Source organism: Neptunitalea chrysea (assembly GCF_027924145.1).
Taxonomy (GTDB): domain Bacteria; phylum Bacteroidota; class Bacteroidia; order Flavobacteriales; family Flavobacteriaceae; genus Neptunitalea; species Neptunitalea chrysea.
In genome coordinates this window covers 179,471-203,740 of sequence record NZ_BRVP01000005.1, presented here as the reverse complement: position 1 = coordinate 203,740, position 24,270 = coordinate 179,471, and the positions used below count along the sequence as shown (strand labels likewise).

At 30.2% G+C, this 24,270-nt stretch carries 26 protein-coding genes and 2 pseudogenes; 9 read left to right on the top strand and 19 right to left on the bottom strand.

Annotated elements, in window-relative coordinates:
* Positions 1-8 precede the first annotated feature (8 nt).
* The 6 genes from NBRC110019_RS05225 to NBRC110019_RS05200 all read right to left on the bottom strand — a co-directional run bounded on the left by NBRC110019_RS05225 (position 9) and on the right by NBRC110019_RS05200 (position 4,853).
* The gene (locus NBRC110019_RS05225) at positions 9-1,589 is read right to left on the bottom strand and encodes a M28 family peptidase (RefSeq protein WP_281753043.1); all 1,581 of its coding nucleotides are present in this window, start codon (positions 1,587-1,589) and stop codon (positions 9-11) included.
* Between the two features lie 83 nt (positions 1,590-1,672).
* Positions 1,673-2,278: a pseudouridine synthase gene (locus tag NBRC110019_RS05220; RefSeq protein WP_281753042.1), complete on the bottom strand. Its 606-nt coding sequence runs from the start codon at positions 2,276-2,278 to the stop codon at positions 1,673-1,675.
* Complete coding sequence (locus NBRC110019_RS05215; RefSeq protein WP_281753041.1) at positions 2,254-2,691, bottom strand: barstar family protein; 438 nt, start codon at positions 2,689-2,691, stop codon at positions 2,254-2,256. The genes NBRC110019_RS05220 and NBRC110019_RS05215 overlap by 25 nt, the downstream gene beginning before the upstream one ends.
* Before the next feature lie 483 nt (positions 2,692-3,174).
* Entirely contained in the window at positions 3,175-3,954 is a 780-nt protein-coding gene (locus tag NBRC110019_RS05210; RefSeq protein ID WP_281753040.1) for a TerC family protein, read from the bottom strand.
* A 1-nt stretch (position 3,955) separates the two neighbouring features.
* Complete coding sequence (locus NBRC110019_RS05205) at positions 3,956-4,336, bottom strand: DNA topoisomerase IV (protein ID WP_281753039.1); 381 nt, start codon at positions 4,334-4,336, stop codon at positions 3,956-3,958.
* Between the two features lie 61 nt (positions 4,337-4,397).
* Positions 4,398-4,853, bottom strand: a complete 456-nt coding sequence (locus NBRC110019_RS05200) for a helix-turn-helix domain-containing protein (protein ID WP_281753038.1) — start codon at positions 4,851-4,853, stop codon at positions 4,398-4,400.
* A 337-nt stretch (positions 4,854-5,190) separates the two neighbouring features.
* Between NBRC110019_RS05200 and NBRC110019_RS05195 the strand changes: the two genes are divergently transcribed.
* From NBRC110019_RS05195 to NBRC110019_RS05180, 4 genes are all read left to right on the top strand, one after another.
* Positions 5,191-6,312: a M14 family metallopeptidase gene (locus tag NBRC110019_RS05195; RefSeq protein ID WP_281753037.1), complete on the top strand. Its 1,122-nt coding sequence runs from the start codon at positions 5,191-5,193 to the stop codon at positions 6,310-6,312.
* A 103-nt stretch (positions 6,313-6,415) separates the two neighbouring features.
* Positions 6,416-6,898, top strand: coding sequence for an Lrp/AsnC family transcriptional regulator (locus tag NBRC110019_RS05190; protein ID WP_281753036.1), 483 nt, complete (start codon positions 6,416-6,418; stop codon positions 6,896-6,898).
* A 94-nt stretch (positions 6,899-6,992) separates the two neighbouring features.
* The gene (locus NBRC110019_RS05185) at positions 6,993-9,575 is read left to right on the top strand and encodes a phosphoenolpyruvate carboxylase (protein ID WP_281753035.1); all 2,583 of its coding nucleotides are present in this window, start codon (positions 6,993-6,995) and stop codon (positions 9,573-9,575) included.
* A gap of 5 nt (positions 9,576-9,580) precedes the next feature.
* Positions 9,581-10,108: a DinB family protein gene (locus NBRC110019_RS05180; protein WP_281753034.1), complete on the top strand. Its 528-nt coding sequence runs from the start codon at positions 9,581-9,583 to the stop codon at positions 10,106-10,108.
* A 72-nt stretch (positions 10,109-10,180) separates the two neighbouring features.
* Here the strand turns inward: NBRC110019_RS05180 and NBRC110019_RS05175 are convergent, their stop codons facing one another.
* The 3 genes and pseudogenes from NBRC110019_RS05175 to aroB form a co-directional block, all read right to left on the bottom strand.
* On the bottom strand, positions 10,181-10,477 hold the full coding sequence (locus NBRC110019_RS05175; protein WP_281753033.1) for a hypothetical protein: 297 nt from the start codon (positions 10,475-10,477) through the stop codon (positions 10,181-10,183).
* 75 nt (positions 10,478-10,552) lie between these two features.
* Positions 10,553-10,690, bottom strand: a pseudogene (locus NBRC110019_RS05170) (deoxyhypusine synthase family protein); the annotation flags it as partial.
* Positions 10,691-10,901: 211 nt separating this feature from the next.
* The gene (aroB, locus tag NBRC110019_RS05165) at positions 10,902-11,969 is read right to left on the bottom strand and encodes a 3-dehydroquinate synthase (RefSeq protein ID WP_281753032.1); all 1,068 of its coding nucleotides are present in this window, start codon (positions 11,967-11,969) and stop codon (positions 10,902-10,904) included.
* A gap of 337 nt (positions 11,970-12,306) precedes the next feature.
* Between aroB and NBRC110019_RS05160 the strand changes: the two genes are divergently transcribed.
* The gene (locus NBRC110019_RS05160) at positions 12,307-13,479 is read left to right on the top strand and encodes a proline dehydrogenase family protein (protein ID WP_281753031.1); all 1,173 of its coding nucleotides are present in this window, start codon (positions 12,307-12,309) and stop codon (positions 13,477-13,479) included.
* Here NBRC110019_RS05160 and NBRC110019_RS05155 read toward each other — a convergent pair.
* The 6 genes from NBRC110019_RS05155 to porX form a co-directional block, all read right to left on the bottom strand.
* Positions 13,476-13,865: a DUF4258 domain-containing protein gene (locus NBRC110019_RS05155; protein ID WP_281753030.1), complete on the bottom strand. Its 390-nt coding sequence runs from the start codon at positions 13,863-13,865 to the stop codon at positions 13,476-13,478. The two genes, NBRC110019_RS05160 and NBRC110019_RS05155, sit on opposite strands and share 4 nt — an antisense overlap.
* Position 13,866: 1 nt before the next feature.
* Positions 13,867-15,066, bottom strand: coding sequence for an alanine dehydrogenase (locus NBRC110019_RS05150; RefSeq protein WP_281753029.1), 1,200 nt, complete (start codon positions 15,064-15,066; stop codon positions 13,867-13,869).
* Between the two features lie 35 nt (positions 15,067-15,101).
* The gene (locus tag NBRC110019_RS05145; RefSeq protein WP_281753028.1) at positions 15,102-15,659 is read right to left on the bottom strand and encodes a hypothetical protein; all 558 of its coding nucleotides are present in this window, start codon (positions 15,657-15,659) and stop codon (positions 15,102-15,104) included.
* Positions 15,598-15,756, bottom strand: coding sequence for a hypothetical protein (locus NBRC110019_RS05140; protein ID WP_281753027.1), 159 nt, complete (start codon positions 15,754-15,756; stop codon positions 15,598-15,600). Before NBRC110019_RS05140 ends, NBRC110019_RS05145 begins: the two co-directional genes overlap by 62 nt.
* Positions 15,757-15,913: 157 nt before the next feature.
* The gene (gene tsaE / locus NBRC110019_RS05135) at positions 15,914-16,327 is read right to left on the bottom strand and encodes a tRNA (adenosine(37)-N6)-threonylcarbamoyltransferase complex ATPase subunit type 1 TsaE (protein WP_281753026.1); all 414 of its coding nucleotides are present in this window, start codon (positions 16,325-16,327) and stop codon (positions 15,914-15,916) included.
* Between the two features lie 10 nt (positions 16,328-16,337).
* A complete protein-coding gene (porX, locus tag NBRC110019_RS05130) occupies positions 16,338-17,885 on the bottom strand; it encodes a T9SS response regulator signal transducer PorX (protein ID WP_281753025.1) in 1,548 nt (515 codons plus the stop codon).
* A gap of 47 nt (positions 17,886-17,932) precedes the next feature.
* On the opposite strand from porX, the gene NBRC110019_RS05125 reads away from it, so the two are divergent.
* Both NBRC110019_RS05125 and NBRC110019_RS05120 read left to right on the top strand, forming a co-directional pair.
* Positions 17,933-19,171: an HD domain-containing protein gene (locus NBRC110019_RS05125; protein ID WP_281753024.1), complete on the top strand. Its 1,239-nt coding sequence runs from the start codon at positions 17,933-17,935 to the stop codon at positions 19,169-19,171.
* Between the two features lie 80 nt (positions 19,172-19,251).
* The gene (locus NBRC110019_RS05120) at positions 19,252-20,130 is read left to right on the top strand and encodes a dienelactone hydrolase family protein (RefSeq protein ID WP_281753023.1); all 879 of its coding nucleotides are present in this window, start codon (positions 19,252-19,254) and stop codon (positions 20,128-20,130) included.
* Positions 20,131-20,138: 8 nt separating this feature from the next.
* On the opposite strand, the gene trxA is transcribed toward NBRC110019_RS05120, so the two are convergent.
* A complete protein-coding gene (gene trxA, locus NBRC110019_RS05115; protein ID WP_507763799.1) occupies positions 20,139-20,444 on the bottom strand; it encodes a thioredoxin in 306 nt (101 codons plus the stop codon).
* Positions 20,445-20,502: 58 nt separating this feature from the next.
* Positions 20,503-20,778 carry a DUF3817 domain-containing protein gene (locus NBRC110019_RS05110; RefSeq protein ID WP_281753021.1) on the bottom strand — a complete coding sequence of 92 codons (276 nt, stop codon included), beginning with the start codon at positions 20,776-20,778 and terminating at the stop codon, positions 20,503-20,505.
* A 234-nt stretch (positions 20,779-21,012) separates the two neighbouring features.
* Between NBRC110019_RS05110 and NBRC110019_RS05105 the strand changes: the two are divergent.
* Positions 21,013-21,573, top strand: a pseudogene (locus NBRC110019_RS05105) (IS982 family transposase); the annotation flags it as partial.
* A 112-nt stretch (positions 21,574-21,685) separates the two neighbouring features.
* Positions 21,686-22,978, top strand: a complete 1,293-nt coding sequence (locus NBRC110019_RS05100; RefSeq protein ID WP_281753019.1) for a mechanosensitive ion channel family protein — start codon at positions 21,686-21,688, stop codon at positions 22,976-22,978.
* On the opposite strand, the gene NBRC110019_RS05095 is transcribed toward NBRC110019_RS05100, so the two are convergent.
* Together NBRC110019_RS05095 and NBRC110019_RS05090 are read right to left on the bottom strand one after the other, a co-directional pair.
* Positions 22,947-23,345, bottom strand: a complete 399-nt coding sequence (locus NBRC110019_RS05095) for an acyl-CoA thioesterase (RefSeq protein ID WP_281753018.1) — start codon at positions 23,343-23,345, stop codon at positions 22,947-22,949. The genes NBRC110019_RS05100 and NBRC110019_RS05095 overlap by 32 nt on opposite strands.
* Complete coding sequence (locus tag NBRC110019_RS05090; protein ID WP_281753017.1) at positions 23,342-24,229, bottom strand: DUF72 domain-containing protein; 888 nt, start codon at positions 24,227-24,229, stop codon at positions 23,342-23,344. The genes NBRC110019_RS05095 and NBRC110019_RS05090 overlap by 4 nt, the downstream gene beginning before the upstream one ends.
* Positions 24,230-24,270: the final 41 nt, after the last annotated feature.

The window sequence follows — 24,270 nt, the reverse complement described above, 5'->3', positions numbered from 1 at the left end:
ATACTTTCTTATTCTTGTGCAGCCTTGTCTACAACAAGTCTTTCATCTCTGTTGGCTATTTCCCAAGCTGTATAGAAAACTAATTTCGCTCTGTTAGCTAAAAGATCATAGTTGATTTTATCTGGAGTATCGGTTACCTGGTGATAATCGTCGTGAGTACCATTAAAATAGAAAATAATAGGTACATTATGTTTAGCGAAGTTATAATGATCCGATCTGTAATAAAAACGATTTGGATCGTTTTCATCATTGTATCTATAATCTAATTCGATATGCGTATATTTATTATTTACAGCTTCAGATAAGTTATGTAAATCGGTACTTAATTTATCAGCCCCAATAAGGTAGATATAATTTCTATTCCCCTCATATTTAGGGTCAATTCTACCAACCATATCTATATTCAAATCTACCACAGTATTCTCCATAGGAAAAATAGGATGCTCGGAGTAATATTCAGAACCCAATAATCCTTTTTCTTCCCCTGTAACATGTAAGAACACCACACTTCGTTTTGGCCCGTTCCCTTCATCATATGCTTTTTTAAAAGCTTCCGCTATTTCTAATACCGCTGTTGTACCAGAACCGTCATCATCGGCACCATTGTATACCTCTCCGTTTTCTCCCATTCCTAAATGATCTAAATGAGCTGAAATAACCACATATTCTTCGGGTTTCTCAGAGCCTTTTATAAAAGCAATTACATTTTCAGAATCAATATTCTTGGTTTCTTCGCTTTCTAAATGAAATGAAATAGGGATACCTAATTTTTTTGCAACATCAAGAGTATTAATATTTTCGATAAGACCAGTAGCAAGTTTCTCATTTATAAAGAAATATGAGAAATTATTTTCCTCAGAACTCTCTTTTAATGTAATCTCTTTACTAGCTCTGTTTTTTATAAACAAATATTGCATAGCTAATTGACCGAAAGCATCAGGGGCATAATAGAAGATTGCTTTTGCGCCTTTGCTTTTAGCTAGTTCTAACTTTTTAGAGAATCCACTTCTTAATTCTCCCCATGGTGAAGTTTGATCATTTCCAGATATTACATTTGTTCCATCGTTTTTTTTTGGTTCTCCATTTTTTATAAGAACTATTTTGCCTTTAACATCAATTCCTCTGTAATCTGAATAAAAATCGGTCTCAACACCATAACCTGCATAAACCACTTCATTTTCGCTTAATGTTTTAGGATTTACGCTGCTAAGTGTAATTAAATCGGTACCCACTTGATAATTTTCATTCTTTACGGTAACCAAACCGGTAGGTAAAGAACTTACCTGAAGAGGGACTTTTTGAAAATAATTATCATCTGATTGAGCTGCTGAAATAGCATGGTTAATATAAAAGTTTTTGAGATATTCAATCGCCATTTTTTGACCTTTTTCGCCTGTATTTCTACCTTCAAATTTATCACTGGCATATACATATAAAATATCTCTAAGATCTTTTTCGGTAATAGACTCGGCGTAAGTTGTAGGGCCTTTGGGGGATTTATTATTAGTTTTTGTCTGGTCACTTGTTTGCTTAATGGAACCACATCCTAAAATAAGCAAAGAAGCAACAAAGTAAAATACTTTCTTCATTAATTATCTGTTTAAAAATTTGTATAAATTCAAATATATCTAAAATCTTTTGAATTTATGATAAAGCTATTTAAACATATAAATCAATTGAATACTAATGTTTTTTCAATAGGAAGTAATTGTTCGGGAATCATATTATCAATACCAACAGCCCCCACACGCACACGCACCAAACGTAGCGTAGGATAACCTACTGCAGAAGTCATTTTTCGAATTTGTCTAAATTTACCTTCTTTAATAATTACACGTATCCAGGTAACAGGGCCATGTCTGGCATCTCTAATTTTTTTTCCTCTGTCAGGTAAATTAGGTGGGGTAGTTAAAATTTCAACAAAGCATGGCTTCGTTATGTATTTTTCACCATGTAGTCCTATAGAAATCCCTTGTTTTAACTTTTCTATTGATGAATTATCGATGGCTCCATCAACTAAAACAAGGTATTCTTTTTCAATACCACTGCGATTCACAGTGTCGCTAAAAACACCATCGGTAGTTAGCAATAATAAGCCTTCTGATTTTTCATCTAATCTACCAACCGGCATTAAATCTTCCGGTAAGGACTCTAAATCTTTAAGAAATTTTTTTTTTCTTAATTGACGTTTGTCGTTAGATGAAAATTGACTTATAACCCCATAAGGCTTAAATAATTTAAAATATTTATGACTTATTTCTTCTCTTTCTCGTTCCAACAAATAAAATCAGGAGTATTTAGAGGTTTATATAATTTAAAATAAGCATTATCTACCTGAGCTAAAACAACAAATTTTAAACCTTCTTCTTGTTTAGCTTTCGCTACGGTAGCAAAGACATCTAATAAACTATATAAATTTTTAAATGGAAGCTTATCCATTTGTTCAAAAATTAACACAAGTCCATCTTCATCTATTTCATATTCAAGCATACATTCTAAGAGGGATTCAAATGTGTTGTTGTAATAAGAAGGCAAGTATAATCTACTTTTTAATTCAAAATGTAGTTGTTGACTATTAGAAATTTCTTCTATGTCAAATTCAATGATTTTAGCATCATTGTCTTCATAATTATTTATTGCTTTGTCAAAATGATCTACGTTATTAAACAAAACAATTCCTTGGTAATTCATAGTTAATTAAAATAACTGGCTCTAAAATTAAACGCTATTACTATTGGGCTACAAATATTTGTAACAAATAAAAAATCTAATTTATAAGAATATTTAATTACTTCAAAAAATATTTTAATTCTTAAATTAAAATTTAACTTATTGATAACTTGCGAATAAAGGATTTTATTTTATGGTTTTCTGATAGTAAGCATATTTTCACACTTAAATCCTGAATAAAATTTATCTTTTTGTAGAGTTGTGATAAATACTTTTTGATTTTTTTTTCATTTAAACAGCTTCTGATTTCAGTTACATAATCAAATGTTGTTGCATTTAGACCATAAACATCATTATCAACTACAACAGAAAACGAAATTTTATAATTACAATGAGCTTTATAATTATGCTCATAAATAGAAAAGCCTTGTTCTTGTAAAATCTGATTTCCCTAACTAGTATAAAAATAGATATAGTTATCTAAACTAAATCTTCTTACGAATTTTAATGATTCCTTTTTTTTCGCATTTTCATATTCAAAAATTCTACGATAAGAGAAAACGATATAACCATGTATAAATAAGCCTTAGGCACAGCACCTATATGTTTACCCATAATTTCTGCTTCCGATAAATGCATACTTTCAGTTATAAGCATAAAGCCAACTAAAATTAAGAAGGATAGTCCTAAAATTTGTATTGAAGGATTTCTGTTTACAAAATTTCCGACAGGAACAGCAAAAAGCATCATTATAGAAACGGATATGATAACAGCAGCTATCATAATATAAAGAGCTCCTTGAATTCCTGTAGTCATACCAACAGCAGTTAGTATACTATCTACAGAGAAAATCATATCTATAAGAAGAATCTGCACTATAACACCAGTAAAAGACTTGGTCATTGTATTTTTAAGGCTCTCAATTTCTTCGCCTTTATGATCTACCTTTTCATTAATTTCTTTTGTACTCTTATAAACTAAAAACAAACCACCTATTAATAAAATAAGAGCTTGTCCTGTAATATCAGCAGAAAACCATTTCCAGTCAAAAGAAATAAGAACGGTTTTCATTCTAATTAGCAACGTTATACCAAATAATAAAGCAATTCGAAGAAACATAGCAAGTAACAAGCCAACTCTAGTGGCTTTTTTTCTATTTTCTTCAGGAAGCTTACCAGTTACAATAGAAATGAATATAATATTGTCAATTCCTAAAACAATTTCAAGAAAAGTAAGTGTTACTAAAGCGATCCAAGTATCTGGATTGACTAAAAAATGTTCCATGTTAGTCTATTTTTGTAGCAATACCTTTATGTCTGTTCGTAACGTCGCCCACATATGAAAATTCAAATGTGTATGAATCACTATCTGTAGTTAATATTTTAAATAGCAAAGGTTTTTTATCAGCCATTGATTTAGGATGTAAATTCTTAGCTATGAACTCACAGTCATTTACCCAATTAATAGTACTAGAATCAACCTTATGATCACTATAAATTTCAACCTGAATCTCCTGGTATCTAGTAAACTTACCAGTTAATCTTTCTCCATCAAGTTCTACCTCGTACTTAAATTCACCAGTTCTAAAATCTTTACAATTTCTTTCAGGTTGGCCACATCCAATTATACTTACTACAATAAAAGTTAGAAGTGCTAGATATTTCATTCTGTATTTTTTTACGAAAATACTATTTTGTTTTTACGTAAGCAGGCAAATAGGGTATAAACTAGCTAGGCGAGTAGGTGTCAAATGTTTTATCCGTATAAAATATAATAATTTTTTCTACTTCTTTTTTCGAAATATTAGAAGCTAAATTGGTAGTAGGGGCATTGTTTATAATTTCGCTATTTGATTTTTTTGGAGAAAAATTTTCATTTGAGTGAAATAAATCATTTCCCATTGTATTATCTATTTCTTTATAGGGCGTTTCGTTAGTATCTGACGTTTCATTTTCTGTTTTAGGAAATTCCTCTGTTCCATAGAGTAGCCATTCCAGTGAAACATCTTTGTATACATTTGTAATCTTCATAACAAAGTCTAAACTAGGCTTGTTTCTTCCAGAAAGTATGTGGGATATACCAGAGCGTTGAACATTTATACTATCAGCAAAAGCAGATGCTGTTAAGTGGTAACGATCAAGTAACATTTGTAAACGAGAGGTAAATTCATTAATGTTTAACATTGTATACAAAATGAAAATTTATAATGTTTTACAAATGTAATCAGATTTATTTGAATATACAATATATTGAAACAATACTTACGTAAGTTAAACTAAAACTTTAGCTATACACGTATAAACATCTAAATAGCAGTATTTTACATTATTAATTTGTATTAATAGGGTAAACTAAACTTAAATGTTAACCGATGTAAACAAAGGGATAAGGATCATGGTTAACAAAGATAATAAGGTTGTTTACATTGATAACTAAGTTAGCATTACATTTGTGAAATAGGTTATTGCTTTTTGTAAACTTATTATTGTTTAACTTTGTAACAAATATGATTTTAAACATATGTATTTACATTTCCAACATTATCATCTTTATAAATACACGCGTATTTACGGTAGATACTTTCCTTATAGTAAATTAGAGAAGTTTTATGAGGAACATCCTAGATTGAACAAGAAGATATTAGGCCATTCTGTTAATCAACTACCTATTCATTTAATAACAATAGGGAGTGGTTCTAAAAAAGTATTCATGTGGTCTCAGATGCACGGAAATGAAAGCACCACAACAAAGGCTGTTTTAGACATGCTATGTTTGTTTTTAGAGCAAAAGGATGAGTTTACTGAAACTATATTGTCTAATACAACTCTTTATATTATACCAATGCTTAATCCGGATGGAGCGAATGCGTATACAAGACAAAATAGTAATGATATTGACTTAAACAGAGATTCACAAGATTTATCTCAACCGGAGAGTAAGATCTTACGAGCTGCTTTTGAAGATATAAAACCCGATTTATGTTTTAATCTACATGATCAGAGAACCATCTTTGGTGTTGAAAACACTCCTTACCCAGCTACAGTTTCGTTTTTAGCACCTTCTGCAGATGAAAAACGTACCATTACACAACCACGTAAGCTAGCTATGGAACTTATTACTTATATGGTAGATGCAATTAAAGAGTATATACCAAATCAGATAGCACGTTTTGATGATGGGTTTAATATAAATTGTATAGGAGATACATTTACTTATCTAGGTGTCCCAACTGTATTATTTGAAGCAGGTCATTATCCTAATGATTATGAGCGAGAAATAACAAGGAAATATATCTATTTATCGTTATTGTCTGGATTGGATGCAATTAGTACTAAAAATATTACAGGGGAGGGCTATGAACCTTATTTTGACATTAAGAACAACGAAAAGTCATTTTTTGACATATTATTAAAAAACGTTGCTTTTAATGAGGAAGCAACAGAAAACGAAAACGAAATAGGTGTGCTTTTTAAAGAAAATTTACAAAATAATAACATTTTTCTTTTTCCATATGTGGAAAAAATAGGAAATTTGCAAAACTATCATGGTCATCAAACCATTGATGTAAATTTTATAAACGAAAAAATAACCAAGGAAGAATTATTAAAGGCCGACATGCAAACAATTTTGAAAAAACTTTAGTTTTTTAACTAAAAAATTATTTACTTTATAATAAAATTAAAGTAAATTAGTTTTTTCATTTTGTATGTTACCATAATAAGTTTGATTAAATAGTAATTATTGTATGAGTAAGATTAAATTAGACGAGGTAGATCATCAGATATTAGATATGTTGATCGATAATACCAGAACCCCGTTTACAGACATAGCAAAGAAATTATTAATTTCTGCTGGTACGGTTCACGTTCGCGTAAAAAAAATGGAAGATGCCGGGATTATTCAAGGATCTTCTTTAACTCTTGACTACGTAAAATTAGGATATGCTTTTATAGCATATGTAGGTATATATTTGGAAAAAACACACCAAACAAAGTTTGTTATGGAGCGCTTAAATGAAATTCCAAATATTACTGTAGCTCATGTAACTACAGGGAAATTTAATATTTTCTGTAAAGTAAGAGCTAAAAACACTAAACATGCCAAAGAAATCATCTTTATGATAGATGATATTGAAGGTGTATCTAGAACAGAAACTATGATTTCTCTTGAAGAAAGCATTAATGATAAAAAGCGTTTGATGCATTCTATTTTCAATGAGTTAAATTAAAATATAAATTAATATAATTTTTAGCCCTTTCATGACGTGTTATGAAAGGGTTTTTTGTTAAATTTAATAACGAAAAAAAATCAAATATTTTAGTATGCTGAGAAAACCAAAAATTCAACGCTTTAATGAGAGCGTACTTTCTAAGTATCAAATATACAATAGTCTTTTTCTAACTCTTCCGTTTGATGACATTTCTAATACAGGGGCATTTTTACCTTTATTTTCAGAAATCTGTGCGAAGGGATATCAAGATAATCAAGATCCTACTACTATAGTAGATTCTTTTTTCTCTAAGTTTTTTAATGATAAGCCAGAGGAAGAGCGTATTTCATTATTGTTTAAATTTATACAATATATTGAAAGACAGGTTGTTTTGTTTGATGCGATTGAAGATGCGGCCTTTTCTATAGTAAATAACATGGATGGCCATGGTACTTTGCGTAACGTTAAAGAGGAAGCACAAGCAATAGGTAAATTAGAAGCACTGCAATCTCATTTAAAAGAATTTAAAATTAGACCTGTTTTAACAGCACACCCTACACAATTTTATCCAGGTGCTGTTTTAGGTATTATTACCGATTTGGCATTAGCCATTGAGCAAAATGATTTAACTAGTATTAAAAAATTGTTGGCTCAGCTTGGAAAAACTCCATTCTTCAAGAAAAAGAAACCTACTCCTTTTGATGAGGCAGTTAGTCTTATTTGGTATTTAGAGAATGTATTTTACCAATCATCTAGTAAAATTTTCAATTATATTCAAAACAATATTTTTGGAGACAATGAATTGAGTAATGATGTTGTAAAACTTGGTTTTTGGCCAGGAGGAGATAGAGATGGAAATCCTTTTGTTACTCCTGAAATTACATTAAATGTTGCAGATAGATTAAAAACGGCTGTTTTACGCAATTATTACAGAGATATTAGAAAATTAAAAAGGAGAATTACTTTTGATAAGGCTGATGTTATTATAGCCGAATTAGAGATGAGTCTTTATCAAAATATCTTTTTACCTTCTAAAAAAAATACCTTACAAAAGGATACTTTTTTAAGTAAGTTATATGAAATTAAACAAGTCCTTATTGAAAATCATAAATCTCTTTTCATTGAAGAGATTATGGATCTTATTAATAAGGTAAAATTATTCGGGTTTCATTTTGCTTCATTAGACATCCGTCAGGATTCTAGAGTACACCATAATGTTTTAATAGGCATAGTAAAAGATACGATAGAAAATAACCTTGGTATTTTCCCTGATAATTATGAATCATTATCTGAAGCCGAACAAATTGAAGTGCTAACCAAGGTTTCTGGAAAAATAGATCCTGAAATTATTACAGATGAGATGGCGAAGGCTACTTTAAAATCTATATATGTAATGCAGGAGATTCAGAAATATAATGGAGAAGAAGGTTGTAACCGTTATATTATTAGTAATAATCAGACTATTATTAATGTTTTAGAGGCATTTGCAATGATTAAATTAACGGGTTGGACTAAACCGACTGTTGATGTTGTGCCTTTATTTGAAACAGTTGATGATTTACAACATGCCAAAATGGTAATGGAGGCGTTATATAATAATGAAGAATATAAAACTCATTTAGCCTCTAGAGGAAATGTACAACCTATAATGCTAGGCTTCTCAGATGGTACTAAAGATGGGGGGTATTTAATGGCCAACTGGAGTATTTATAAAGCCAAAGAAGAGTTAACGCTTATTTCTAGAAAGTACGATATTAAGGTTGTATTTTTTGATGGTAGAGGTGGTCCTCCAGCTAGAGGAGGAGGTAAAACACATCAATTCTACGCTTCATTAGGTCCAAATATTGAAAATAAGGAGGTTCAATTAACGGTTCAAGGACAAACAATTAGTTCTAACTTTGGTACCGTTGATTCTTGCCAATACAATCTTGAACAGCTTTTAAGTTCAGGAATTCAGGAAATTTTCAATCAGGAAAAGAGTGAACTTAAAGAAGGAGATAGAGCTACTATGCAGCAATTAGCTGATGTTAGTTATCAAGCATATACAGATTTTAAAGCGCATCCTAAGTTTATGCCATATCTAGAAAATATGAGTACTTTAAAATACTATGCTAAAACTAATATTGGTAGCAGACCTTCTAAAAGAGGTAAATCCGATAAGTTATTATTCTCAGATTTAAGAGCCATTCCTTTCGTAGGAAGCTGGAGCCAATTAAAACAAAATGTACCTGGATTTTTTGGTGTGGGTACTGCAATGGCTCATTTTGAAGATAAAGGAGAATTTGATAAGATTAAAAGTCTTTATGAAAATTCATTATTCTTTAAAACGTTAATAGAGAACAGTATGATGAGTTTATCTAAATCGTTTTTCCAATTAACGGCTTATATGCAAAATGATGATGAGTATGGTGAGTTTTGGAATTTGATTCATGATGAATATCTTTTAACTAAAAGGTTATTACTTAAGCTAACAGGGTATAACGAGTTAATGGAAGATCTTGAATCTATGAAGGCTTCTATTAAAGTACGTGAAGAAATAGTACTTCCATTGTTAACTATTCAACAATTTGCCTTGAAGAAAATTCAAGAGTTTGAAAAAGGGAAAGGTGTTGATAGTGCATTAATAGAGGTTTACGAAAAAATGGTAACGAGATCGTTATTTGGTAATATTAATGCTAGTAGAAACTCAGCATAACGTATATGAATACATTTAATCTGCTATCGGTTCTAAATTCTAATGAATTTGTTGAATATCAGGTTGTTTATTTAAATTTAATTAAAGAGGAGGGGATTATAAAAAATCTACACGACTCTTTAATTAAATTTAATGAATTAATTGAAACAATTCCTTCTGAAAAATATTTGTATTCTTATGCAGACGGAAAATGGACTATACAAGAAGTATTGCAACACATAATTGATACAGAACGAATTTTTCAATACAGAGGTATGAGTATTGCAAGAGGAGAAAAGGTCAATTTATTAGGATTTGATGAAAATAACTATGTTAAAAATAGCTATGCAACTAATAGAAATTTTGATAGTTTAATAAGCGAGTTTTGGGCTGTTAGAAAAAGTTCTATAGAATTATTTCAATATTTAGATAATCAAGTTTTAAACAATCTAGGCACTGCAAATAATCATTCAATATCAACCAGAGCAGTCGGATATTTTCTTACAGGACATCTTTTACATCATTTAGAAATTCTAAAAGAGAGGTATTTGTAATAAAATCAAGGTTATATTTTATATATCCTTGATTTATATTAATATGTATCAAAATGTTAGTAATGTTAATTACTAATCATCATCTTCTTCTGTATCAACTGGTACTTCAATGTTATCAGATACATCATCATTAGAATCAAAATCATCCTCATCCTCATCAAAGTTTTCCATAGTATTAGCCAAACGTGTACTTACTTTTACTAAATAAATACAATACTCTGTTTTTACTTCAACAGCTTCTACTGTTTCGTTTTTTAAATTCTTGAAACTGATGATATCATCATCCCCGTATCCATCAGGATATTTCTCTACTAAAAGAGTTAAGATTTCGTTTGTAAGTTTCTTATAATCAACTATTACGCGTTTCATATGTGGCTACCTGTTATATACGTTAAATGTAAATTAAAAATAGTAATATTAACAAGTCTTAATGCAAAAAAAATGCTATATGTCTAGCAAATAAGCAAAGATTAATGAAGCCACGATAGCAGTGTCAGATTCAATAATAAATAGCGATATATCTATATCAAGTTTACCCGATGTGATTTTTTCATTAGGCACAGCACCCAAACATGATTCATAACGAGACCAATTTTTAAGAAACCAATACCGTTATTACTATCATTTTTGTACCTGTTTTGACCGGTACCTAAAGAGTAGGAGGTTAAGATAAAAAACTACTCCCTTTTACCTTATTATTAAATAAAGAAATAGTTTCAGACAGGCTAACATATTAACTTAGTTTTTAATCAACACGGCAAATGTGGATAAAGAAAAAATAAAATTTTGAATTTTATTTTTTATAAAAATGTAATGCCTCTATAATCATTTCATTAGTAACGACAACATCGGTTACAGGATCTCCAATAGATTTTAATAGCACGAAATTAACATTACCATAAGCATTTTTCTTATCGTGCTTCATTAACAATATTATTTGTTCTAATTCTACATCAGATATATCTATAGCAGCAAAATAGTTAAGAATTACTTCTTTTATTTCCGCAACCTTCTTTAATGGAAAATTCAGTTTTTGATAAGATAAATGTGCTGCTAATATCATTCCTATAGCTATTGCTTCTCCATGAAGTAAAGCAGTACGATCTTGGTGGTTTAAGAAATAGGATTCCACAGCATGCCCCAGGGTATGACCAAAGTTCAATATTTTACGAAGATTTTGTTCCTTTAAATCAGAAAGAACCACGTTGTTTTTTATTATAACGGAGTCATATATTAGTTGATTTAGATCGTCTAAAGTAAGATTTCCTAAATTTTTAAATTTATTCCAGTAGTTTTCGTCTGCAATTAAACCATGCTTTAGCATTTCTGCCATTCCACTTCGCATTTCATTAGAAGGTAATGTGTTTAAAAAATCTGTAATAATAAGTACCATTTTAGGGGTACAAAAAACACCTACCTGATTTTTTAAACTGCCTAAATCAACGCCGGTTTTACCACCTACCGATGCATCTACCATTGATAAGAGAGTTGTAGGAACATTAATAAAGTCAATACCTCTCATATAAGTGGCAGCTACAAAACCACCTAAATCGGTTACAACACCGCCCCCTAAATTAATCAGTAAACTTTTTCTATCTCCACCTAATTCAGAAATTGCACTCCATACAGCAGTACAAGTTTCTATATTCTTATAAATTTCCCCATTTTCTATTTCTATAATTTCAAAATCATATTCTCCAGAAATAGCCCCCATAAAGTTAGGTAAGCAGCATACATGTGTATTAGTATCTACTACAATAAATATTTTAGAATATGTATGTTGTTGTAAATATGTATTTAAACTTGTGTACGCATCAACATTAAAGCATACATTATAGTCGGTAGATATTATTGGTTTCAATTTTAAAAAATTTAATTAATAGCAAAATAACAAGATTTTGTCAGCTAAACATAAAGAATAACAAAAATACTTATATCAAAATTGTATAAGATATTAAACAAGTAAAACTGTTAGATTATTAATGTACTTATCTTTACTCAATAATTGCGATTAAATGCTCTGATACTTGTCTCAAAATAGAAATGCAATGCCTACTACATGCTTTGTGTGTTTGCCTCGAAGTAGTTTACTAAACCTGTTAATAAGTTCTTATAATACATCTAAAATTATATGATTTTCTTGAATAATTTATTTATTCCGTGATTGTATATTTGCTTGTTTAATTGTTCTATTCTATATGAAAAAATATTTTGAGAATACAGAGATTGCTTTTGCATTAAAAAGTAACTCTGAACTTAAAAGAGCTTACTTCTTATTTAAAATGATTGCCAATGAACCTTTAGTAAGAATTGGCACGGCAGTTACTAATTTTTGTATTAAAGCAAACTTACCTGTAGATGGACTTATAAAGTATACCGTTTTTGATCATTTCTGTGGTGGTGTAAGTGAAGAAGATTGTTTAAGTAAGGTTTCTAAAATGTTTGAGGCAGGGGTTTCTAGTATATTAGATTATTCTGTTGAGGGTAAAGAAGATGAAAAGCATTTTGATGAAGCTGCTGAGAAAATTATTAAATTAATATCTTTTTCTAAGAATAATAAAGCACTTCCTTTTTCTGTATTTAAACCAACAGGTTTTGGTAGGTTTAAGTTATATGAAATTATTGGTGAAGGTAAAAAACTATCACCAAATGAAGAAGCCGAATGGAGTAGAGTGGAAGCCCGTTTTGATAAAGTTTGTAAAGCAGCTTTTCATAATGATGTACCTGTTTTAATAGATGCAGAAGAGAGTTGGATGCAAGATACTGCAGATATGTTAGTAGAGAAAATGATGGAAAAATATAATAAAGAGAAAGCCATTGTTTATAACACCCTACAAATGTATAGATGGGATAGGCTAAACTACTTAAAAGGATTACACAATAGGGCTAAAACCAAGCAATTTCATATAGGTATGAAAGTTGTTAGAGGAGCCTATATGGAAAAAGAAAATGAAAGAGCCATTGAAAAAGGATATAAGTCTCCTATTTGTGTTTCTAAAATGGCCACCGATGAAAATTATAATAATGCTATAAATTACATGTTAGATCATATAGATACCATGGCAATTTTTGCTGGTACTCATAATGAAGAAAGTTCTTTTATGTTAATGAATCTTTTAAAAGAAAAGAATATTGATATAAATGATAACCGGATTGTTTTTGGTCAACTATACGGCATGAGTGATCATATCACTTATAACCTTGCTGCAGATGGTTATAATGTTTCAAAATATATGCCTTTTGGGCCCGTAAAAGATGTAATGCCTTATTTAATTAGAAGAGCAGAAGAAAACACTTCTGTTGCAGGACAAACAAGTAGGGAGTTAAATTTATTAAAGGCTGAAAAACAAAGAAGGAAACTAATGTTTTAGTTTCCTTTAATGGATATTTCTTTTAAAGTTGCTTTTTCTTCACAATTTTGAACAGTAAGTTTTACGTCTTTTTCCTTCCATATAGCTTCAACAATATAAACTTTACATGGTTTAGACTTAATATCACTTGCGTCAAAATCTACATCTCCATATGTTAGAATATTTTTTAACGCTTCTCTGTCCATTTTGTATGCATCCATTTTTGTTTGCGGTAATGAATCTACGCTAAACGCCTTACTTCTAATATTTTTAAGGACTCTACAATTTGGTAGATAGCAAAAATCTACTTTATTGGGTCTTGTTTGTAAAAAGAAAACTACGAATACAATACCAATTGAAAGTCCTATTAAAAAGAACCCTAATCTTTTAAGTAGTGATGATGACATTTTAAAATATAAGTAAATTTATATCTCTGTAAGACAAATCAAACCATTCTCCCACAGATTTATTAGTTAAAATTCCGTGGTAAAAATACAAACCGTTTCTTAAACCTTTATCAAATCTTAAAAAATTTTCTAAACCACCATGTTCCCCAATTTCTAATAAATATGGAGTAACAATATTACTTATTGATATTGAGGCAGTTCTAGAATATCTTGAAGGTATATTAGGAACACAATAATGTATTACTCCGTGCTTTTCAAAGGTAGGTTCATCATGATTAGTAACTTCGCTAGTTTCTATACAACCACCCATATCAATGCTCACATCTATAATAACAGCACCTTTTTTCATTTGTCTTACCATATCTTCTGTAACTAAGATAGGAGATCTGTTAGTACCTCTTACGGCGCCAATAACTACATCACAACGTTTAAGTGCTTTCAGTAAATTTTTTGGTTGTATGGTAGATGTGTAAATAGGTCTACCTAAATTTGTTTGTACATTTCTTAAACGAGTTATCGAATTGTCAAACAATTTTACACTTGCTCCTAATCCTAATGATGAACGGGCAGCAAACTCTCCTACAGTACCACCTCCTAAAACAACAACACTAACGGGGGGCACACCACATACATTACCAAACATTAATCCATTCCCACAATTTGCATTGGTAAGTAGCTCAGCTGCAATAAGTACCGATGCCGTACCTGCAATTTCACTTAAAGAGCGTACAGCGGGGTAATTCCCGTCGGCATCTTTAATAAATTCAAATCCTAAGGCAGTAATTTTCTTTTGAGCAAGTATCTCAAAATACTTTTTAGATTGTGTTTTAATCTGAAGTGCAGAAATTAAAACAGTTTTAGATTTAATAAGGGTTAGTTCACTAGCTGTTGGTGGTTCTACTTTTAAAATGATAGGACAGCTATAAACTTTTTCTGTATCATGAGTTATTTCACCACCGGCATCTGTATATTCTTTATCAGAAAAATTGGAATCTATTCCGGCTTGTGATTCTATAAGAACTCTATGACCTTGAGCAGTTAGTGCATTAACAGCATCAGGGGTAAGACAAACTCTCTTTTCCTGATAGGAACTCTCTTTAGGAATTCCTATAAATAATTCACCTTTCTTTTTAGAAATTTCAAGCTTTTCTTCTTGAGGAATTAATTCTTCTTTACTAAACGGAGAAAATTGTTGCACCATAAATATTTACAGAAAAAGAGTATTAAGATGTTCTACTATTTATTTTTATTATCAATCTCAACATCATCGGCATCATATTTTTCTAATTCTTCTTCAATTTTCTTTATATCAATACCGTAAACAAACTTCTCAAAAATCTTAATTCTGATTAAATATACAATAGGAGCTATTACTAACATAATTGGAATTATCAAATATATCTCAGCTTCATCATAATATTGTTGTTCATCATTTATAATAGAGAACAATTGAAAAGCATACATAGATATAGGAATAAGTATGATATGATACCACCAATGCTTGCAGGTTAAAAACCATAAAATAAGAAGATAAAGAGGAACAAATTTACCTAGAAATAGCCAAGTTAAATCATTCATATTTAGATAAAACTCACTCTTAAAGGTACCTAAAAAAGTGTCCCAAACGGGACCGTCTGGGACTTCTCTGTATAAATAAAAAATATATGGTGATATTAGAACCAATATAGCAACAATACTGGAAGGTAAAATTCCTAACAGTGTATTGCCAGTGTTACCTTTCTGCTGAAGGTCTAACGATTGGGTCGTTTTTATCTTGTCCTGTTTGGGTATCATATAAATTATCTTCATCTGCAACGCTTGCTGGTGAACAAGATACTCCTAAAGAAATTGCCATTAATGCTAGTACAACAAAAGTTTTAAAATTTTTCATAATTATAATATTTTTATAGGTTTTAGACATGACAAACCTAGAAAAATATAAGTAATTAATAGTAAATACTTTAGTCGTATCTTTACGAGTTAACGTTGTTTGTAGGTTACTGATAGCTCTAACAAATATAGCAAAATATTTATTAGACTTTTCAATATTATTTTTTTTCTATTATCAATTTTCTAATATTTTCGCTTATTTTTTCAATTATTATGGTATAACCATTGTCTGGTATAATATCTAAAGCTACTTCTGGCCACTCTATAAGATTATAATTATCATTATAAAAATATTCTTCTAAACCAATATCATATGCTTCATCAATAACATTTAATCTGTACAAATCAAAATGATTAACAACAGTACCATTTGCCGATTCATATACATTTACAAACCCATAGGTTGGACTACTCGTAGTATCAGATATACCTAAACAGTTTATGATTTCTTTAATTAGCGTTGTTTTTCCAGATCCCATTTCACCTTCAAATAGTAATGTTTTACTGGTGCAGTAATCTAAAATTTGCTCAGCTGTTTGCCTTAATTCTGATAAATTATACGTTATGATCATCTGATTAATTCTATTTAGGTTCTAACACAACAAATGGTATAATCATTTCCTCCAAAGAAATACCTCCATGTTGATAGGTATTTCTATAATAACTAACATAATGATTGTAGTTATTTGGATAGGCAAAGAAATAATCTTCTTTGGCAAAGATAAATGAACTGCTCATGGTAATAGTAGGTAAAAACACGTGTTTTGGGTCTTTAAATGCTAAAACCTCTTTATCTTCAAAAGTTAAGCTTCGTCCTGTTTTATATCGTAGATTTAAACTTGTTTCTTTATCCCCAATAACTTTAGAAGGATTTTTTACGTTAATGGTACCATGATCTGTGGTAATAATAAGTTTAAAACCAAGTTGTTGCGCTTGTTGAATAATTTCTAACAAAGGAGAATTCTTAAACCAACTAGTTGTTAACGATCTATAAGCTTTATCATTAGAAGCCAACTCTTTTACTACTTCCATTTCAGTTTTTGCGTGTGAAAGCATATCTACAAAGTTGTAGACTATTACACATAAGTCATTATCTTTCTGATTTTTAAAGTTGTCGGCTAATTTTTTACCTGCTCTAAGTGAGCTTATTTTATGATATTCCCATTTAATATTTAATCCAAGTCTTCTAATTTGTTCTCTTAGAAAATCGACTTCATGTAAATTTTTACCACCTTCCTCAGTATCGTTCTTCCAATATTGTGGATATAACTTCTCCATTTCCGACGGCATTAAACCTGAGAAAATTGCGTTTCGTGCATACTGAGTTGCAGTGGGTAAAATGCTGCAATAGCTTTCTTCGGTAACAGGCTTATAATAGTTTCCAATAGTACCTTCAATGGTTTTCCATTGATCGTAACGTAAATTATCTATAACCACCATTAATGTAGGTGTTTTTGATTCTAACTGTGGTACTACTTTAGATTTAAATAATTGATGTGACATTACAGGAGCATCGTCTTCATGAAACCAATCTCCGTAGTTCTTACTAATAAACTTAAAGAATTGATTATTAGCTTCACTCTTTTGAGATTCTAATATTTCTCTCATTCCTGCATCTTCGATATTTTCAAGTTCTAATTCCCAAAAAACCAGTTTTTTATAAATATCAACCCACTCATCTATACTGTTAATCATAGATAAGTCCATAGCAATTTTCCTAAATTCCTGTTGGTAATTAGAGGTAGTTTTTTCAGAAATAAGTCTAGAGTGGTCTAAGTTCTTTTTTAAACTAAGCAGTATTTGATTAGGATTTACCGGTTTAATTAAATAATCGGCAATTTTAGATCCAATAGCTTCTTCCATTATATACTCTTCTTCACTCTTAGTAATCATAACTACCGGAATATTGGGCTTTTTAGCTTTAATTTCAGTAAGTGTTTCTAATCCTGAAATACCAGGCATATTTTCATCAAGAAAAATGATATCAAAATTCTCTTCAGCAATAAGCTCAATTGCTTCTAAACCACTCTGTAACGTTGTTACATTATAGTTCTTTTTTTCTAGAAATAAAATGTGAGGCTTCAACAAATCAATCTCATCATCTACCCAAAGTATTTTAATCGTGTTCATATATGTATATTTGCTTTATTATAAATTGCAATTTTTATTTAATTATTTTGAAAAACAGAAATAAATTAAAAATATTTAACGATCCAATTTACGGATTTATTACTATTCCAAATGAGCTGATCTTTGATCTTGTTCAGCATTCATATTTTCAAAGATTAAGAAGAATTACCCAAATGGGACTTTCTTATTTAGTATATCCAGGAGCACACCACACTCGTTTTCATCATGCATTGGGGTGTATGCATTTAATGCTAAAATCTATACAGAACCTTCGTTTTAAAGGAGTTGAAATTTCGGAAGAGGAGGAGCAAGGACTTTTAATAGCAATTTTACTTCATGATATTGGACACGGACCTTTTTCACATGCTATGGAGGAAGCTATTGTAAACGGAGTCTCGCATGAAACTATTTCGTTACTTTTTATGGAGCACCTTAATAAGGAGTTTAACGGAAGTTTAACGATGGCTATAGAAATCTTTATGAAGAAATATCCTCGAAAATTTATGAATCAGCTTGTCTCTAGTCAATTAGACATGGATAGAGCTGATTATTTAAAAAGAGACAGTTTCTATTCTGGCGTTGCTGAGGGAAATATCAATTCTGAACGTATTATTACCATGCTTAACGTACGTAATGAAGAATTGGTAGTTGAAGAAAAAGGAATTTATTCTGTAGAGAAATTTTTAGTTGGTAGACGTTTAATGTATTGGCAAGCATATTTACATAAAACCAGTGTAGTAGCCGAACAATTATTGATTAAAGTATTAAAAAGAGCGAAGCAGCTTATTGAAAATGGAGAAACCTTATATGCAAGTAGTGGACTTCACTTTTTTCTGTATAACCATATTAATATAGAAAATTTTGATACAGATGTTTTAGAAAAATTTTCTAGATTAGATGATACAGATATTATTTCTGCTATGAAAGAGTGGAGATACCATTCAGATTTTGTGCTAAGTAACTTATGTAGTATGATTCTTGATAGACATTTATTAAAAATAAAGTATCGTAAAAAGCCTATAGATAATAAGAAGTTATTACATAGGATAGAAGAGATGCAAAAAGAATATAATATTACGAAAGAAGAGGCTGCTTATTTTGTTTTTAAAGGACAGGTAAGTAATCAAGCTTATGATAAAAATACGCAGCATATTAATATCTTAACAAAAAGTAATAAAGTATTAGATGTGGTAAAAGCTTCTGATCAACTTAATTTAGAAGCACTTTCTAAACCCGTTGTTAAATATTACGTATGTTACCCAAAACACACCCTAATAACAAATTAAAATTAATATAGGTGTTAAATAACTTTTGGTTACTCTTAAATTGTAGTAACTTTTACCATCATTTACAGAAATATATAGTCATGAAAAAGATATATCTTTTTTTGTTTATTGCTATTATAGCATCATTGTACAATTGTAATAATGCTAACAAACAAACTAAGATTGAACATCTTAATATACCATTAGAAAATTTTTTAAAAGACACGTTATCAAAACATAAAGAAATAGACAGTATCCCTATTGCAGAAAAATATTTTGAATATAATGTAGAAGGTTCTAGATTAAATGGAATTTTGTTTAGTACAAACGATTCTTTACAAAAACCTGGGATTATAGTTTTAGGTGAATGGTGGGGCATTAATTATCAGGTAAAAGAAAAGGCTAAAGATTTAGCTAAATTAGGATTTGTTACAGTGGTTCCTGATTTATATGATACTAAAAATGGCAAAAGCCATCCTAGTGACACCAAGAATCTAGCAATGGAACTATATACCAATACCAACATGTTATCGCAACGCTTTAATGTAGTGTTAGATAGTTTAAAACATTTTCAGTTTGTAGATAGCACTAAAATAGGGGTAGTTGGTTATAGTTTTGGGGGTAGTATTGCCTTAATGATGGCTAATTTGGGCACTGATTTAGATGCAGTTGCTGCCTTTCATTCCGGATTGGAGATACCTATTATGCCAAATAAGTCCTTAAAATCGGCTATTTTAATATTCAATGGAGATAACGATTCATTGGTTTCTGCAAAATCTATAAAAATCTATCGTTCAGAATTAAATAAAATCCATGCAACTTACAAATATGTAACCTATAAACAAGCTGAACATGGATTTACAAATAAGAAATCTGATTCTCTTGGAATTCAGTATGATTTGCCCATTTCTTATAATAAAGAAGCTGATGAAAAATCTTGGAAAGAACTTATTTTGTTTTTAAACAAGTACTTACATTAAGTATATGATTAAAGAAAGGGGGTAAGCACCTCTTTAATTTGTTGTTCTTGAACAACACCAGATTGTCGCCATAGTTGTTTTCCCTCTTTAAAAATCATTAATGTAGGAACACCTCTAATTTGATATTTAGCCGCAAGTTCCTGATTTTTATCTACATCAATTTTTAAAATAGAAACTTGATTGCCCATATCATTCTTTACATTATGTAAAATTGGAGCCATCATTTTACAAGGACCGCACCATTCTGCATAGAAGTCTATAAGTACAGGTTTAGATTGATTTATTAAATCTTTAAAGCTGCTCATACGTTTAATATTTAAAAGTTAACTCAAATTTAATTGAAATATGAGTTTTTTAAGGTAACAATAGTTACTACCTAAGATATTTACGATCCATCCAAAAGGTACCAAATGGTATTACTGAGCAAAGCATAATAATGAAAAATTGTTTCGTATTCCAATTTTGTTCATTTTTTAGAGAAAAAGCCATAAATACATAAAGTATAAACAATATACCATGTAGCATACCAATTATTTTATTTGGGGTATGATAATCCATCATATATTTAAGCGGCATTGAAACACTGAAGATTAGTAGTAAAGAAATACCTTCAAGAATGCTAATAATTTTAAAATTTGAAATATTCATATATAAGTTTTGGTATGGCAAAATTAAGGAAATACTAGTAGTATATAAAAGGAGTGTCATTTAAATTTTACTATTTTACATAATATAAATTATAGTTCATTTATATAGGTTTAATAAGAGCTCTAAAAGCCCTGTATTAATAAATACTAATTAAGCAACACCCGTTGTGCATTTATAAAAAGTTGTGCAAACTGCTAAAATGCAGTAAATTGTAGTAACCACACTATAATTTATATGCACAACTTTCAAGCAAATTACGACAAGATACTCAAGGTTTTAAAAGAGTTGGATTGTAAAATGGATTATTTACATCAAATACGCAAACCTAAATTGAGAGATAAACAACTCATTGCCATTGATCTAACATCAGAGTATATGGGTATTGATAGCGAATGTCAACTTTTTCGAATTTTACCTGCTAGTTTATCCAGCAAAATAGAGCGCAGTGTCTACAACAGAAGAAAGCGTAAGTTATTTTCATTTAGAGAATCACTTCGCAAAGCATTGGTAAAGAGGCTGAATAAATCTGAGCATTGTTATATTGTTGACAGTATGCCTTTAGAGGTCTGTAAATTATCAAGAAGCTCCAGAAGTAAGATATGTAAAGAACAGGACTACAGTCTGCCCGAAAAAGGATATTGTGCGAGTCAATCAAGTCATTATTATGGATATAAACTGCATGCTGTCTGTTCTGCACAGGGTGTTATAGAAAGTATGGATATTAGTCCGGCATGTGTGCACGATATCAATTACTTAAAGGATATAAAGCACCAATTACGTGATTGTACATTGCTATATATATAAAAACTCGCTTACAAATCATGTTCGCTAAACTTTAAAGGTGTATATAACCAAACAATATATAAGACAAAAGTAATTTGTAATTTTGCTAAAATTTAAATTTAAAATGGGATATCTAGAGTGGCTTTCAAAATGGTTTTATAACTATCTTTTAGAAAAGAATGTAGATGATCAATTAGCTTCAAATATCAATCTATTAGTTTCGATAGTAGTTATTACTATTATAGTTTTATTGCTAGACTGGTTTTCAAGAAAAGTAATTGTAAACGCCTTTAAAGCTTTTTCTAACAAAACAAAAACAAGCTTTGATGATTTTCTTGTGGAAAGTAATTTTCCAAAATATGTTGGTCATTTACTACCGTTTGCTTTGGTTATCAATACAATACCCTATATATTTTCTGATGATCCCGATTGGAAAACCATCTTATTGAAAATAACCGATATCTATATTATTGTATTGGTTGTTTGGATATGTAGAAGCTTGGTAAAAACAATCAAAGAATTTTTAAAAACAAAAGAAGCCTTTGCAGATAAACCACTAGATAGTTTTGTTCAAATAATTATCATTATTTTTTGGTGTGTTGCCAGTTTATTTATTTTCTCAGAACTAACCAATAAAGATTTACTTACCTCTTTGGGTACTTTTGGGGCTGCTTCGGCTGTTATTCTATTAATATTTAAAGATACCATTTTAGGATTTGTGGCGAGTATTCAGGTTTCTGTAAACGATATGGTACGTGTTGGTGACTGGATTACTCAACAGAAATATGGTGCAGATGGAGATGTTATTGAAATAAACCTAACTACTGTAAAAGTTAGAAATTTTGATAATACTATTACAACCATACCAACATATTCTTTAATATCCGATTCTTTTCAGAACTGGAGAGGTATGCAAGATAGTGGTGGTAGAAGAATTAAAAGAGCTATCTATTTAAAAAGTAATAGTATAAAGTTTTTAAATACTGAAGATCTGGCTAGATTTTCTAAAATACAAGATGTAAAAGAATACATTTATCATAGACAAAAAGACATTGATACATTTAACGATGCTAAAGGATATGATAAAACATACTTGGTAAATGGTAGAGGACAAACCAATATGGGATTGTTTAGAAAATATTGCGATGAATATTTAAAAAATCATCCGGCACTTAATAAAGAAATGCTAATGATGACCAGACAACTCCCCCCTACACCTCAAGGTATTCCGTTAGAAATTTATGCTTTTAGTAGCGATAAACGTTGGGTTAATTACGAACGTATTATGGCAGATGTATTTGAACATCTTATTGCAGCTGTAGCATATTTTGACCTTGAAATATTTGAATATCCTTCAGGAGAGCATCTTATTAATACAGAAAATACTAATCATTTTCTTCCGCCAAGCGATCTCTAACATATTCAATTTTGGTTTTTCCGTGTGGTAAAGGCCTACCATGTTCACCTAGATTAACCATAATAATATTTTCAACAGTTATTATGGTTTCTCGAGTCATCTTATTGCGCACCTCTGATTTAAGTACCAAAGATGACTTACCAAATTTTACAACATCTATTCCTATTTCAACTATATCGCCCTGACGAGCAGAACTCATAAAGTTAATTTCAGACATATATTTTGTTACTACTTTAGAGTTTTCTAATTGAATAATACTATATAAAGCAGCCTCTTCGTCTATCCAAGCTAATAATTTTCCACCGAATAAAGTTCCGTTTGCATTTAAATCTTCCGGTTTAACCCATTTACGTGTGTGAAATCTCATGAAAATAAATTTTTATTTGAAGTTAATGTTTGGGGTATACGTAAGTTGACATTCAACCTTTCATTTAATTGTTCTATAAAATAAGCAGACAACAATGGAGATGCCTCTTCTACGTTTTGATGAATGAAAAAATTAAGTTTTTCCAATCCTAACGATTCCCATGTTACAATTTTATCAATCCATTTATCTAGCCTTGTGTAATCACTATCATGATTAGCGCCTACGTATCTTACAAAAGCTTCTAAATTGGTTAGTCTCATATGTAACAGATCTCTCCTACCTGCGGTATCTACAATAATATTTGTAACATTGTTTTCTCCTAAAAGATGATAAAGTTCCTTGGAAACGACTGAGTCGTTAAACCAATCTGTATGTCTAAATTCTGTTGCTAATGGTAATTCTTTAGGCCATTGTTCTACAAACTTAACTACGCTATCAAAATTTTTCGGTGCAAAGTTATTATGCAATTGTAAAAAGATGGTTCCTAGTTTCTCTTTTAAATGCACAAAACCATCTAAACACTCATCAACGGCTTCTTCAACATCATTTAATCTTTTTAAATGACTTACACGTTGCATAATTTTAGGATAAAACTTAAAGTCTACTGGCACAGCTTCATACCATTTTTCAAATTGAGGTATAGGGAAATTTCTATAGAACGTAGCATTTAACTCAATACTATTAAACTGAGTTGCATAATAGGCTAACTCATTTTTAGTGCCTCTAGGATAGAAATTTTTCAAATCTTGTTTATTCCATTTGGCACACCCCACAGAAACCTGTAATGGCTTATTACCCCTAGATAAAACATCTTTGGTTGTAGGATGGTCATCTGGTAACGAAAAATCTACTAATTCAGGATGTGTAACGCTTCCAAACTTCATAATTTTCTTTTAAACAAAATTACAAAGATCTACTTCAATAA

Coding starts and splice junctions, on each gene's coding strand:
- tsaE (WP_281753026.1), bottom strand. CDS start 16,327: ATGATCATAACGTATAATTTATCAGAATTAAGGCAAACAGCTGAGCAA.
- NBRC110019_RS05150 (WP_281753029.1), bottom strand. CDS start 15,066: ATGGTGCAACAATTTTCTCCGTTTAGTAAAGAAGAATTAATTCCTCAA.
- NBRC110019_RS05100 (WP_281753019.1), top strand. CDS start 21,686: ATGGGATATCTAGAGTGGCTTTCAAAATGGTTTTATAACTATCTTTTA.
- porX (WP_281753025.1), bottom strand. CDS start 17,885: ATGAACACGATTAAAATACTTTGGGTAGATGATGAGATTGATTTGTTG.
- NBRC110019_RS05195 (WP_281753037.1), top strand. CDS start 5,191: ATGTATTTACATTTCCAACATTATCATCTTTATAAATACACGCGTATT.
- NBRC110019_RS05095 (WP_281753018.1), bottom strand. CDS start 23,345: ATGAGATTTCACACACGTAAATGGGTTAAACCGGAAGATTTAAATGCA.
- NBRC110019_RS05175 (WP_281753033.1), bottom strand. CDS start 10,477: ATGAAACGCGTAATAGTTGATTATAAGAAACTTACAAACGAAATCTTA.
- NBRC110019_RS05225 (WP_281753043.1), bottom strand. CDS start 1,589: ATGAAGAAAGTATTTTACTTTGTTGCTTCTTTGCTTATTTTAGGATGT.
- NBRC110019_RS05160 (WP_281753031.1), top strand. CDS start 12,307: ATGAAAAAATATTTTGAGAATACAGAGATTGCTTTTGCATTAAAAAGT.
- NBRC110019_RS05110 (WP_281753021.1), bottom strand. CDS start 20,778: ATGAATATTTCAAATTTTAAAATTATTAGCATTCTTGAAGGTATTTCT.
- NBRC110019_RS05205 (WP_281753039.1), bottom strand. CDS start 4,336: ATGAAATATCTAGCACTTCTAACTTTTATTGTAGTAAGTATAATTGGA.
- NBRC110019_RS05180 (WP_281753034.1), top strand. CDS start 9,581: ATGAATACATTTAATCTGCTATCGGTTCTAAATTCTAATGAATTTGTT.
- NBRC110019_RS05145 (WP_281753028.1), bottom strand. CDS start 15,659: ATGATACCCAAACAGGACAAGATAAAAACGACCCAATCGTTAGACCTT.
- NBRC110019_RS05200 (WP_281753038.1), bottom strand. CDS start 4,853: ATGTTAAACATTAATGAATTTACCTCTCGTTTACAAATGTTACTTGAT.
- NBRC110019_RS05210 (WP_281753040.1), bottom strand. CDS start 3,954: ATGGAACATTTTTTAGTCAATCCAGATACTTGGATCGCTTTAGTAACA.
- NBRC110019_RS05185 (WP_281753035.1), top strand. CDS start 6,993: ATGCTGAGAAAACCAAAAATTCAACGCTTTAATGAGAGCGTACTTTCT.
- NBRC110019_RS05190 (WP_281753036.1), top strand. CDS start 6,416: ATGAGTAAGATTAAATTAGACGAGGTAGATCATCAGATATTAGATATG.
- NBRC110019_RS05090 (WP_281753017.1), bottom strand. CDS start 24,229: ATGAAGTTTGGAAGCGTTACACATCCTGAATTAGTAGATTTTTCGTTA.
- NBRC110019_RS05120 (WP_281753023.1), top strand. CDS start 19,252: ATGAAAAAGATATATCTTTTTTTGTTTATTGCTATTATAGCATCATTG.
- NBRC110019_RS05215 (WP_281753041.1), bottom strand. CDS start 2,691: ATGAATTACCAAGGAATTGTTTTGTTTAATAACGTAGATCATTTTGAC.
- NBRC110019_RS05140 (WP_281753027.1), bottom strand. CDS start 15,756: ATGAAAAATTTTAAAACTTTTGTTGTACTAGCATTAATGGCAATTTCT.
- NBRC110019_RS05155 (WP_281753030.1), bottom strand. CDS start 13,865: ATGTCATCATCACTACTTAAAAGATTAGGGTTCTTTTTAATAGGACTT.